Origin of the sequence: Mycobacterium aquaticum, assembly GCF_002086485.1 — a bacterium.
GTDB classification, from domain to species: Bacteria; Actinomycetota; Actinomycetes; order Mycobacteriales; family Mycobacteriaceae; genus Mycobacterium; species Mycobacterium aquaticum.
The window spans coordinates 306,195-317,954 of sequence record NZ_MVHF01000002.1 but is presented as its reverse complement, the minus strand read 5'-3'; the positions used below and the strand labels follow the sequence as shown (position 1 = coordinate 317,954).

Genomic DNA, 11,760 nt, shown 5'->3' with positions numbered 1-11,760 from the left:
TCGCACCCTTTTTAGCTTTGACTCTGCATCCTGGGCGGTGACGTATGAGTGGCGCACGCCACCGCCGCAGGATGAACCGATTAATCAATCAGCCCGGCCGGCCGGTTCCCAGCGGTGGCAACGCGGCGGTGAAGAAGTCGTGGCATGCCGCTACCGCCGGCTTCAGTGCGGGAATGCTGCTCACGCTCACGTCGCCGCGCATCTTCGAGGTGTCGATGAGGGGATCCGTTGCGGTGGCCGGATCGGGGAAGTCGGGCACGCCGTGCTCACGCACACATTGCGCGAATCTGAGTGCCGCGTCCTGCTGTGCGGGTGTGCGACCGGCGTCGGTCGACCAGCCCGGCGGCTGCAAGTTCGCGCACGCGCCGACTGCGTTCTGCCACGCGGCTTTTGACACTGAGATGCCCCCATAGGGGAATTGGTCGTCGGCGTTCGGGTTTGGGAAGTCCGCAACGCCGTTGGCTCGCATGCACTCGGAGTACTTCACCGCCCGATCGTGGCCGTCGGGTTCGGCGACGGCCTGGGCGGCGATGGCCACACCAGCCGAGCCGATCAAGGCGGCCATGGCGAGGGCGACGAACGGTGGGCGCGTACGTGCTGAGTTGTTGTTTGTCATGGCGGCCAGTCAAGGCCTGACGGTGTTGCCGGTGCGTATGCGATTTTCGATATGCCGACGATATGCGGCAGCTCGTAGCGTGGAGAGCATGCGTGTGTTGGTCGTTGAAGATGAGCCCTACATGGCGACGGCCATCCGCGACGGCTTGCGCCTTGAGGCGATCGCCGCCGACATCGCCGGTGACGGGGCCACTGCGCTGGAGTTGTTGAGCATCAACACCTACGACATCGCTGTCCTCGACCGTGACATCCCCGGGCCGTCTGGCGACGAGATCGCCGAACGGATCGTCGCATCGGGCAGCGGCATGCCGATCCTGATGTTGACCGCCGCAGACCGGCTCGACGACAAGGCTTCGGGGTTCGAACTCGGAGCCGACGACTATCTGACCAAGCCGTTCGAATTGCGCGAACTCGTGCTGCGCCTGCGAGCACTCGACCGCAGACGGGCCCAGAGCAGGCCGCCGGTTCGAGAAGTCGCGGGGCTGCGGCTGGATCCGTTCCGCCGGGAGGTGTACCGAGACGGCCGATATGTGGCACTCACCCGGAAACAGTTCGCGGTGCTCGAAGTTCTCCTCGCCGCCGAAGGCGGTGTCGTGAGCGCCGAAGAGCTCCTGGAGCGGGCGTGGGACGAGAATGCCGATCCGTTCACCAATGCCGTGCGCATCACGGTTTCCGCGTTGCGCAAACGCCTCGGCGAACCCTGGGTCATCACCACCGTGCCCGGTGTCGGCTACCGCATCGACACCGCCGCCGATTCCGGACGTGAGGAACGAAACCGTGGATAGAGCACCAGGATTGAGCCTTCGCCTCAAACTCACCCTGAGCTATGCCGGATTTCTCATGCTCGCCGGCGCCCTGCTGTTGGCTGCCGTGTGGGTGTTCCTGCTGCGCTACGTGCCGGACCGGATGATGATCATCCCGGGCAGCACTGACATCGCCTTTCCCAATGATGTGTTTCCCATTCGGTCCAGGCTCCTACATGTTTTCGCTCCGAGAGCCGCCGTCGTCATGGCGTTCCTGCTCGTATTCGGTCTCGTGGGCGGGTGGCTGCTGGCCGGCCGAATGCTCGCGCCCCTGACGCGGATCACGGCGGCCACCCGCATGGCCTCGAAAGGCTCACTGTCGCACCGAATCCGATTACCGGGGCGGCGAGATGAGCTACGTGAACTCGCCGACGCCTTCGACATCATGCTCGAACGGCTCGAAGCACACGTCGCCGAACAACAGAGATTCGCCGCCAACGCCTCACACGAACTGCGTACCCCGCTGGCCATCACCCAGACGCTGCTCGACGTGGCCCGCAAGGACAGCAACCGCGACACCGGTGAACTGCTCGAACGCCTCCACGCCGTCAACACCCGCGCCATCGACCTCACCGAAGCACTGCTGCTGCTCAGCCGCGCCGATCAACGGTCCTTCGCCCATGAACACGTCGACCTGTCCCTCATCGCCGAAGAAGCCGCGGAAACCCTCCTGCCGCTGGCGGAGAAACATGACGTCGTCCTCGAGACGTCCGGCGACGTGGCGCCGACCACCGGCTCAGCCGCGCTGCTGCGACAGCTGATGACGAACCTGGTGCACAACGCGATCGTTCACAACCTGCCCGACCACGGTGCCGCATGGGTCAGCACCAGCGCCGACCCCGACGGCGTGGTGCTCACGGTCGAGAACACCGGCGAAAAGCTCACGCCACAACTGGTTTCCACCCTGGTCGAGCCGTTTCAGCGCGGGTCCGAACGCGTCCGTACGCATCACGCAGGCGTCGGCCTCGGCTTGGCGATCGTCAACAGCGTCGTCCAAGCGCACGAAGGAACCCTCACCCTTGCACCCCGACCCGCGGGTGGGCTACGCATAACAGTGCAATTGCCGAACGGGACTCGCTGAGATCGATGTTCTTCACGACGACGACCAGTGCTGATGACACGGACCGTGTCCTCCCTCCGACCTGAACGGTCGGGCGGAAATCAGTCGGCCGCGGACTCCAACCGGAAGCCCACCTTGAGGGTGACCTGAAAGTGTTTGACCTCGCCGTCCTCGAGGTGGCCGCGGACCTGCTGCACCTCGAACCAGTCCAGGTCGCGCACAGTCTGCGAAGCGCGTGAGATGGCGTTTCGGATCGCCGCATCGATGCCGTCCGGCGAACTGCCCACGACCTCGATGACACGGTAAACGTGATCGCTCACAGCGGTCTCCTTTCGCACGTCAGCGTGAACGTCCCACAGTACTGGCTGCGTGGCCCGCCGAGGCGGACGAAACGCCTAAATCGGCTCACCGTTTGTGCCGAACACCATGTGGCGCAACCATTCCAAACGAGCACCGGGGCGAGCGCTCCACGCGGGCGTCTGATTTCGTTGGTGGAGCTTATTTTTGAGTCGGCAACGACGGGGGAATGGCGCCTACCTCGGACGCAGCCGTCGACAGAGATCGACCGCGGGGCAGTAGCTGCGTGCGCTTGGTTATGCCGTCAAATGCCCGTCGACAAGGCAGCTACCACCGGCTGCGCGGGTATGGATGTCGACGCAATGCAGAGCGACATCGTCGAGGAGGTCGACGTCCCCCAGTGGCAGGGTGGCCCGCAATGTCACGGGATTGTGCATGACGTCGAGGTGGAATACCGCATCGATCAGCTGTCTGCGCACCCGTGGCGACGGGTTCCCGGCAGCGATGTCGATGCTGAGATCGATGGACGAAGAGCTGGGCCTGATGTCGGCGAATGCCACATCGTGGTGCCCGGTGGCGATGCTGACGTGATATTCGCCGTGCTCGGCAGTGACGCAGGTGGACAGGGCGCCGGAGTATTGGTCGAGGTCGGTCTGGGATTCGTTCATCGCTGCTCCCGTGCACATCGGTAGGTGGCGAGCCGTTTGATGCGTCTGCACTGATCGGGCCGCCCGATGATCGTCATGTCAGGAGGTCCGGTACTACGGTCTCACCATTCTCGTCGCGACGGAAGGGTCCTTGGTCATCTCGACGAAGGAGGATTCCTCCACCGGATGAACAAGCGGAAGTTCTTTGGGCACAGAGAATTACGTGCTTGAAATTCGCGGGACGGGTGTTACCAATGTGAACAGAGTGCTGTACGGTACAGAAATTACGTATCTACTACATAGGTACGGAGTTCGTAACGGTGGCACGCGGTGCGACGACGGATTCTTGCGCCTCGGACTAGGCCATGACAGGGAAGGGAGAACGCGATCATGCCTTCCCCACCGCGTGCATCCGAGCACCGCACCACGACGAGCACACGTTGCTGGGATCGCCGGACACTGTTGCGCGCAGGATGTCTGGCAGTCATGTCGGTGGCCGCCTGCGCCGCGCCGCTCGGTCACGCCGAACCGAATGCGGGAGCGTGGGACCCGACATTGCCCAATCTGCTCAGCGCCGGCGCCCCCGGCGACCCCGTGGCCATAGCCAACGCGTCCCTGCAGGCCAGCGCCCGGGCCGCACAAACCACGATGGATCTGGGCCGCTCGTTCCTCGGCAGTCTAGGGCTGATGCCGACCAACACCGTGACGGCGCCCGGCGCGCTGCGCGGTAACCGCGTCTACGGCAGACAGGCGATCGAGTACGTCATCCGGCGGGCCGGGTCTCAGATCGGAGTCCCGTACTCATGGGGAGGCGGCAGTCTGACAGGGCCCAGCCGCGGAGTTGACTCCGGTGCCGACACCGTCGGGTTCGACTGCTCGGGGCTGGTCCGGTATGCGTTCGCCGGCGTGGGAGTGCTGCTGCCAAGGTATTCGGGCGACCAGTACGGTGCGGGCCGCCAGCTTCCTCCATCGCAGGCCAAGCGTGGGGACCTGTTGTTCTGGGGGCCCGGCGGCGGCCAGCACGAAGCGCTCTACCTCGGGAGCGGTCAGATGCTTGAGGCACAGCAGACCGGGGTACCGGTCAAGGTTTCGCCGGTGCGCACCTCCGGGATGACGCCGTACGTCACGCGCATCATCGAAACCTGACGCCTCGGCCCCCGCTAAATGCACGGCAACAGTCCCGCGATGTCGAGAACGACCAGGCTTGCCGGCGTGACCAGAAATGCCGTCGCAGCAGCGGCGAGCCCAACGTGCGTAGTCACGCGGCCGCCGGGCGCCGAGGGCGACAGCAGTCGCTGCGCCCGGCTCAACACGGCGACATCCGCTGCGCCGAGCGCACCGGCGGGTACGGCCGCGACCAAGGCCATCAAACCGCCGACCAACGCGTGGCGGCCGTGGCGGCGGGCGGCAGCGTCGTCGGCGCACATCTCCAGCAGCCGAGACACCTCGGTGGCCGCCTGGTTCATCAGCCTCAGAGACGCAAACACGGTTGCCACGCCCCGCAGAATCGTCAGCACGGCGGGATGGTGCCCGGCCACGTGGGCGCGTTCGTGCGCGATCACCGCGGCGAGTTGGTGGCGATCCAGCACGGCCACCGCCGCGCTGGTGACCACGATGGTCGACGGCCGGCCGGCCACGCAGTACGCGGTACGTTCCGGGGCATCGACGACGTACACGTCGGGCACATCAGTCGGGCGCCCGACGAGGCGGACGGCGCGGGCATGCGCGCGGGCATGGCCGCGCAGCCGCACGATGATGCGGGTGCCGCGTATCACCAGGTAGACGACGCCAGCCAGCACCACGCCCAAACCCGCCAACACCCCCAGCTGCGCGGATCGCCCGGCGTCGCCGGCGGCCAAGCGGCACAACGCTTCCACGCAGCACCGCACCAGCGAATCGTGCCGACCCCAATGGGCGGCCACACTGACCGCGAGCAGGGTCGTCGCAGCCAGCCACGCCACCAGCACACTGGCGACCGCACCCACCCAAGCCACGACACCGATTTGGGGGGCGTGACCGGAGCGCGACAAGCGGCCCAACACTGATGGCCCGAACGCCAGCACCGCTGCGCTATAGGCGATCAGGCCCGCCGCCGCGTTCACCGCTTCTTCGTTTCAGCGGATTTTGCCCGGCTCGTACGGCGCGCCAGACGGCGTAACGCCTCGCGCAGCCGGTCGGATTCGGCCGGGTCGATCTGTTCGATGAAATAATTGAGGACGAGATCCGAGCGGCCGCCACCGTCGAGAGCTTCCCGCATGAGTTGCGCGGAATGCTCTTCGCGCGTCATGACCGGCCAGTACCGATAGGCGCGGCCGTCGCGTTCGCGCTGCAGCCAGCCCTTGCCGTGCAGGTTGTCCATCGTGGACATCACCGTGGTGTACGCGATCTGACGTTCGGCGGCCAGTTCGTCGAAAATGTCACGGACCGTGACTGTTTCGGGATTGTGGTTCCAAATGCGGTCCATGACCACGGCTTCCAGTTCCCCGAAACCTCGTGTCCGCACGGCTTACACCCTCCGACGCCACCGACCGCCCCACCGCTGCGGCATGTACTGAGTTACATCGTAGACGGCGTCAACTCAGCGCACTGCCCTTCTTCCACTGCTCCCACGGCACACTCCAATCGCCGTTCTGCCAGACCTGCAGGGGCTCACCGCCGGTGTTGCGTACCTCCACGACGTCGCCGGACTGCGAGAATTCATAGAACCAGCGGGCGTTGTCCGGGTTGAGGTTCAGGCAGCCGTGCGACACGTTGGTGTTGCCTTGCGCCCACACGGTGCTTTCCAGTTGATGCAGGTAAATCCCGTCGGTGCTGATCCGCGTCGCCCACGAGATGACTTCGCGGTACCCGAGTCGGGAATTGATCGGCAGGCCGTAGGTCGAGGAGTCCATCACCACCGGATTGGCCTTGTCCATCACCGTGTAGACGCCGCGCTGGGTCCAGAACGAGATGGTCTGCCCGTTGATCGTCTCGGTACCGCCCATACCCATCGAGGTCGGCATCGTGCGTACCAATTGACCGTTGTCGAACACACTGACCTGTTTGGTGGCATCGTCGGCGATCGCCACGTGGGCGTCACCGATGACGAAGCGCACCTGCGCGTCTTCCTGCCCGTACAGGCCGTCGCCGAGGGCGGCCCCGTAGATGTTGGCCTGCACCAGGATCGTGGTGCCAGGGGCGTGGTATTGCGCGGGTCGCCAGTGCGCGCGCTGATCGTCGAGCCAGTACCAGGATCCGGTCACCGCCGGCGCGGTGGTCACCAGCAGCCGTCGCTCGGCGGCTGCCTTGTCGGTGATGGGCTCATCGAACCGCGCCACGACTACGGTGCCGATTCCGTAGGTCCCGCCGTCGCGCAACTCCGCGCCGGACGTCGTGGTCAGCCGAACCCGTGTCTGGTTGTCCGGCTGGAGGGTCGAGAACGTCGAATTACGCTGCAGCCGTGACCCGTCGGGGGCGACGGCAGTGGCAGTGATGGTGTATGTACGTCCATAGCCGAGCGGGACACCGGGCTTCCACACCGTGGCATCAGGTGTGGTGATGCCGACGATGCGGGTGCCCTGCTCGTTGACCATCACCACTTCTGACAACGAGGCGAACCTGGCCGAAACCTCCACCGGCGCCAACGGGTCCACCTCGACAGCCGTTGAACCCGGGATGATCGTCAGCTCCGCAGGAGGCGGCGGAGTGGCACTCAGCTGCTGACCAGCCGTGGGGTCGCAGTCCGCACAGCGCGAAATGCTCACCGCCAGGGCCACGCCGAGCGCTGCGGTGAGCAGCAACACCGCGGCCAGCACCCGAACGCACATCCGGCGGTCAATCGTCACGTCGGCCTCCCACCTCAGAACTGCGGAGACAATGCACCATCCACTACATCTACTAGGCTACATAGTAGATGTAGAGATCGGCCGGCTGCGCTGACGCGGCAACCTCTCGGCTACAGCCCGAGGGTCGTCAGCGCAGTCCTGTGGTGGGTCGGTTGCGAAGCAATGCCACTGTGCCCTCATCGGTTTCGATGTCGACCTGGGTGATGCCCCGCCCAGACGACAGGCACACCACCGGCAGTTCGCGGTTGTCGACGCCGACGCGGGTCATCAACCAGGCCTCCACCTCAGACTGCCCCTCGCCGATCGACAGGGCCCGCACCCCACGCGGCCTGACGCTGTGCCCAGCGGCCAACGACCCAGGATCCGCATTGCCGGCATCCCTGGCCAACAAAAACGGCAGCCCCGATGACTCCAGCGCCCGCGTCATCCCCACGTGACGCACCCCTACGCCCTCACGAGTCAGCCGCCCGATCGGCAACCCAACCTGCTCCGCCCGGGCAGCCAGCTCATCGGCGGTCACCGCCACCGCCCAACCCACGAACGCCTCATCAGACCCGTCCAACGCCGAAAGCACCAACCGCCCGAACGGATTGTCCCCAGCGAGATCTGAGTCGTGCACAGCGACCAACTCAAGATATCCACGACCCAACGGAACGATGTAGTTATGCGTACCCAGACCGTCGTGCACACCCCCTCTGACTGCGGCCAGACCCGACGTATCCGCCAACCGGCGCGCCGACTCGTCGAGATCAGTTGTTGCGATGACGATGTGATCGAGGTGCACGAGCCCAAGTGCCCTTTCTTGATAACCCGACGGGCAGCTGGCGATGGAGTCGCCGCCACGGACATCACGGTCGATGCTAGTCACAGTGGAGATCTGCGCGCCGAAGTTGGCCGGAGATCGTGTGGGGCTGTGCCGACTGGGCGATAATTAGTGGTCGACCAGGCGCACGCGTGCGTGGTCAACGTTCGGCGGCCGGTCTGGATTCTCGGATCACAGGTCGGGGAAGGCTGAGGGTCAACAGGCCGATGGACGGTGCCGCGCGTTGGACGGCGGAAAGGAGGCGCGACCGCGGTGGCCGAATCCGATCCGCTCACAACTCAGCCCGACCCGTTGGTGCGGATTCCTGAGGAGCTGCAGGCTGCGGGTTTCGAACAAGCGGTGGAGATCGGACGGGGTGGATTCGGTGTGGTCTGCCGCTGTCTACAGCCGGCCCTGGACCGGACGGTCGCGGTGAAGGTCCTCCTCGCTGATCTGGGGACCGAGAACGTGGAACGGTTCCTGCGCGAGCAACGGGCCATGGGCCGGTTGTCGGGACATCCACACATCACCAACGTATTGCATGTCGGGACAACAGCTTCCGGTCGGCCGTTCATCGTCATGCAGTACCACTCGCGGGGATCGCTGGACGGCCGGATCCGCGAGCACGGTCCACTCGGTTGGCCCGATGCCCTGTCGCTGGGAATCAAGCTGGCCGGAGCTCTCGAAACCGCACACCAGGCGGGGATCCTGCACCGCGATGTGAAGCCGGCGAACATCCTGCTCACCGATTACGGCCAGCCGCAGCTGACCGATTTCGGGATTGCGCGGATGGCGGGCGGGTATGAGACCGGCACCGGCGTGGTCACCGGATCGCCGGCCTTCACCGCCCCGGAGGTCTTGGGAGGCCGGTCACCATCGGCGGCGTCCGATGTCTACAGTCTGGGCGCCACGTTGTTCTGCGCCGTCACCGGCCATGCGGCGTTCGAACGGCGCAGCGGCGAACAGGTGATCGCCCAGTTCCTGAGAATCACCAGCGAACCGACTCCGATCCTGCGCGGCGAGGACATCCCCGCCGAAGTCTCGGCGGCCATCGCATGGGCGATGGCCGCCGATCCCCCAGACCGGCCCGCCACCGCAGCGGCGTTCGGCGAGCAGCTACGCCACGCCCAGCATCTGCGCGGGGTCTCCGTGGATGAGCTGGCACTCCCCACCGAGGCTGTCGCGCCGCGTTCCGGGACGCGTGCCGCACCGGCTCCGACTGCGCGGCGCGCCATTTCGATCACACCACCGGTGCCTCTGACCCGGTTCCGTCCGCCCAGCCCGTCGCGGCCGCTGGTCGACCGGGACCGATTGATCGAAACGCTGCGAAGCGGGGCAGATCGGCGTCTGACACTCATCCACGGCCCGGCCGGGTACGGCAAAACCACGCTGGCCGGGCAATGGAGCACACTGCTCGCCAACCAAGGAGCCGCGGTGGCGTGGTTGTCGGTCGACACCGACGACAACAACGTGGTGTGGTTCCTCACCCATCTCATCGAGGCCATCCGTCAGGTCAGGCCTTCCCTGGCCGGTGAACTGGGCAGAGTGCTCGAGGAGCACGGCGATCAGGCCGAGCGATATGTGCTGACCTCGCTGATCAACGAAATCCACCAGAGCGGTGAGCCGGTCGCGGTGGTCGTCGACGACTGGCACCTCATCTCCGATCCAGCAGCCGTCGCAGCGATGGAATTCCTGCTCGACAGCGGCTGCGAACACCTGCAGGTGATCGTGACCAGTCGTACGAAGGCCGGTCTGCCGCTGGGTCGTCTGCGCGTGCGCGACGAGCTCATCGAAATCGATGCCACCGCATTGCGTTTCGACATCGACGAGGCCCGGGAATTTCTGGTTGAGCGTGGCGGACTGGCGTTGGCGGATTCGGCGATCGCCGGGCTGGCCGACGCGACCGAGGGTTGGGTTGCCGGTTTGCAGCTGGCCTCGCTGTCGCTGCGCGAATCGGCAGACCCCGACGCCCTCATCGGTCAGATGTCCGGACGCCATCGCGCGGTCGGAGAATTTCTGGCCGAGAACGTCCTCAACGGCCTCGACCCGCAGATACTCGACTTCTTGCTGGCGACGTCGGTGACCGAACGGATCTGCGGTTCGCTCGCGTCGGCGCTCATGGGCTCCCCGGGCGGACAAGCCATGCTGGAAGAGGTTGAACAACGCGATCTGTTCCTGCGCCGCCTCGACGAAGAGGGGCAGTGGTTCCAGTACCACCATCTGTTCACCCAGTATCTGCGGCAACGCCTTGACCGCGATCAACCGGGCCGCATCCAACACCTTCACCGCACCGCGTCGGTATGGTCCGCCGACCACGCGATGCTCAGTGAGGCCGTCGATCATGCCTTGGCCGCAGGCGATCCGGGACGCGCGGTCGAGCTCGTCGAACGCGACGGCATGGAGCTCCTTGAGCAAGGGCGCATGTTCACGCTGCTCGGGCTGGTGGCGAAACTGCCGCCGCAGCAGGTGAGCCAGAGCGCACGGCTGCAGCTCACCATCGCCTGGGCCAACAACGCGGCGGTCCGTCCAGCGGCTGCCCAGGCCGCCGTGGACGGCGCACGAGCCCTGTTCACAGCGCAACAGGGTGACGACCGCGAACTCGCCGATCTACAGGCAGAGGCCGACATCATCCAGGCCGACATCCGCGTCATCAGCGACCGACTCGACGGTGTGGAACAGCTTGTCTCCGAGTGCCTGTCGCGTCCGGACACATTGCCTGCCTGGGTGGTCTCCTGCGCGGCCGACGACGCAGTGTTCGCCAATCTGTTCCGCTTCGATTTCGACGCAGCGCGTCGGCGCCACCAGTGGGCGCTGACCTATCATGCACGTACCCGCGGGCCGCTTTCGGTGGTGTATGGCTATCGCTTTGCCGGGCTGGCAGCTTCCGAGCAACTCGACATGGCTGCCGCCGAAGATCTCTTCCGCGAGGGTCTGCGAGTGGCCACTACCGCGGGAGACCAGCACTCCTACCCGGCCCGCATCGCCTCGGCACTGCTGGGTGATCTGTTGTATGAGCGCGGCGAGATCGACGAGGCCGAACGACTTCTCGACATGAGCCACGAACTCGGGGCCGAGAACGGCACGGTTGACTTCATGATCGCGCGTTACGCGACCGGCGCCCGGATCAAGGCGCTGCGCGGTGATCTCCCCGCCGCGGCACAGTATCTCAAGGAGGGCGCACAGGTTGCGGACTCGCTGGCGCTGCGGCGCTTGAGCGCTGCCGTCGAGCATGAACGTGCCCGCCTACACCTGCCCGTCACTGCGCCTCCGATCGATCACGCCGCACGCCGCAAACCCGCCGACGGCATCGACGAGGTGACCCTGCAGCTGCAGGAGGCCACCGCAATCCGGCTGCTACTCAGCGAATCTCGACCTGAGCAGCTCGAAATCGCCGTCACCTGGGCGCGGGAGTGGGTCGACCAGCTGACGGGACGCGGACGGCCCAGAGCGCTGTTGCAGGCCCAGCGACTACTGGTGACCTGCCTGGCGGTGGCCGGTCACGACACCGAGGCGCTGCGGCTGCTGGCAGCGACGGCGGCCGTGTGTGCTGAGCACCGGATGGTGCGGTTCCTCCTCGACGAGGGAGCACCGGCGCGCACGCTGCTCGAGACGTTGCGCCGTGAGGCAAGGGCGAACCGGTGGCAATCCGACTGGGCGCCGGTTCCACTGTCGTTCCTCGACGAGAGTCTGGGTCCGGAGGCCTGATCTCGCA

General features: G+C 65.8%; 11 protein-coding genes. 4 read left to right on the top strand and 7 right to left on the bottom strand.

Going from position 1 to position 11,760, the window contains the following annotated elements; all coding sequences use genetic code 11:
- Nucleotides 1–88: 88 nt before the first annotated feature.
- A complete protein-coding gene (locus tag BST13_RS03320) occupies nucleotides 89–616 on the bottom strand; it encodes a hypothetical protein (RefSeq protein ID WP_083160577.1) in 528 nt (175 codons plus the stop codon).
- 88 nt (nucleotides 617–704) lie between these two features.
- Here BST13_RS03320 and BST13_RS03315 point away from each other — a divergent pair, with 88 nt between their 5' ends.
- On the top strand, nucleotides 705–1,400 hold the full coding sequence (locus BST13_RS03315; protein ID WP_083160769.1) for a response regulator transcription factor: 696 nt from the start codon (nucleotides 705–707) through the stop codon (nucleotides 1,398–1,400).
- Nucleotides 1,393–2,499 carry a sensor histidine kinase gene (locus tag BST13_RS03310; RefSeq protein ID WP_083160575.1) on the top strand — a complete coding sequence of 369 codons (1,107 nt, stop codon included), beginning with the start codon at nucleotides 1,393–1,395 and terminating at the stop codon, nucleotides 2,497–2,499. The genes BST13_RS03315 and BST13_RS03310 overlap by 8 nt, the downstream gene beginning before the upstream one ends.
- An 80-nt stretch (nucleotides 2,500–2,579) precedes the next feature.
- On the opposite strand, the gene BST13_RS03305 is transcribed toward BST13_RS03310, so the two are convergent.
- Together BST13_RS03305 and BST13_RS03300 are read right to left on the bottom strand one after the other, a co-directional pair.
- Nucleotides 2,580–2,798, bottom strand: coding sequence for a dodecin (locus BST13_RS03305; protein ID WP_083160573.1), 219 nt, complete (start codon nucleotides 2,796–2,798; stop codon nucleotides 2,580–2,582).
- 273 nt (nucleotides 2,799–3,071) lie between these two features.
- Nucleotides 3,072–3,443, bottom strand: a complete 372-nt coding sequence (locus BST13_RS03300; RefSeq protein ID WP_083160571.1) for a hypothetical protein — start codon at nucleotides 3,441–3,443, stop codon at nucleotides 3,072–3,074.
- Nucleotides 3,444–3,908: 465 nt separating this feature from the next.
- Between BST13_RS03300 and ripB the strand changes: the two genes are divergently transcribed.
- The gene (ripB, locus tag BST13_RS03295) at nucleotides 3,909–4,568 is read left to right on the top strand and encodes an NlpC/P60 family peptidoglycan endopeptidase RipB (RefSeq protein WP_245839303.1); all 660 of its coding nucleotides are present in this window, start codon (nucleotides 3,909–3,911) and stop codon (nucleotides 4,566–4,568) included.
- 14 nt (nucleotides 4,569–4,582) lie between these two features.
- Here the strand turns inward: ripB and BST13_RS03290 are convergent, their stop codons facing one another.
- The 4 genes from BST13_RS03290 to BST13_RS03275 form a co-directional block, all read right to left on the bottom strand.
- Nucleotides 4,583–5,524 carry a M56 family metallopeptidase gene (locus BST13_RS03290; RefSeq protein ID WP_083160567.1) on the bottom strand — a complete coding sequence of 314 codons (942 nt, stop codon included), beginning with the start codon at nucleotides 5,522–5,524 and terminating at the stop codon, nucleotides 4,583–4,585.
- The gene (locus BST13_RS03285) at nucleotides 5,521–5,925 is read right to left on the bottom strand and encodes a BlaI/MecI/CopY family transcriptional regulator (RefSeq protein ID WP_083160565.1); all 405 of its coding nucleotides are present in this window, start codon (nucleotides 5,923–5,925) and stop codon (nucleotides 5,521–5,523) included. Before BST13_RS03285 ends, BST13_RS03290 begins: the two co-directional genes overlap by 4 nt.
- A 70-nt stretch (nucleotides 5,926–5,995) precedes the next feature.
- Complete coding sequence (locus tag BST13_RS03280; protein ID WP_083160563.1) at nucleotides 5,996–7,228, bottom strand: L,D-transpeptidase; 1,233 nt, start codon at nucleotides 7,226–7,228, stop codon at nucleotides 5,996–5,998.
- Nucleotides 7,229–7,373: 145 nt separating this feature from the next.
- Nucleotides 7,374–8,114 (bottom strand): VOC family protein, encoded by a 741-nt coding sequence (locus tag BST13_RS03275; protein WP_245839299.1) that lies wholly within the window; start codon nucleotides 8,112–8,114, stop codon nucleotides 7,374–7,376.
- A gap of 207 nt (nucleotides 8,115–8,321) precedes the next feature.
- Here BST13_RS03275 and BST13_RS03270 point away from each other — a divergent pair, with 207 nt between their 5' ends.
- Nucleotides 8,322–11,753 (top strand): serine/threonine-protein kinase, encoded by a 3,432-nt coding sequence (locus tag BST13_RS03270; protein ID WP_083160559.1) that lies wholly within the window; start codon nucleotides 8,322–8,324, stop codon nucleotides 11,751–11,753.
- Nucleotides 11,754–11,760: the final 7 nt, after the last annotated feature.

Bases quoted from the DNA above. Each gene is read 5' to 3' on its own strand.
- ripB (WP_245839303.1), top strand. From the start codon at position 3,909: ATGTCGGTGGCCGCCTGCGCCGCGCCGCTCGGTCACGCCGAACCGAAT.
- BST13_RS03300 (WP_083160571.1), bottom strand. From the start codon at position 3,443: ATGAACGAATCCCAGACCGACCTCGACCAATACTCCGGCGCCCTGTCC.
- BST13_RS03280 (WP_083160563.1), bottom strand. From the start codon at position 7,228: ATGTGCGTTCGGGTGCTGGCCGCGGTGTTGCTGCTCACCGCAGCGCTC.
- BST13_RS03320 (WP_083160577.1), bottom strand. From the start codon at position 616: ATGACAAACAACAACTCAGCACGTACGCGCCCACCGTTCGTCGCCCTC.
- BST13_RS03315 (WP_083160769.1), top strand. From the start codon at position 705: ATGCGTGTGTTGGTCGTTGAAGATGAGCCCTACATGGCGACGGCCATC.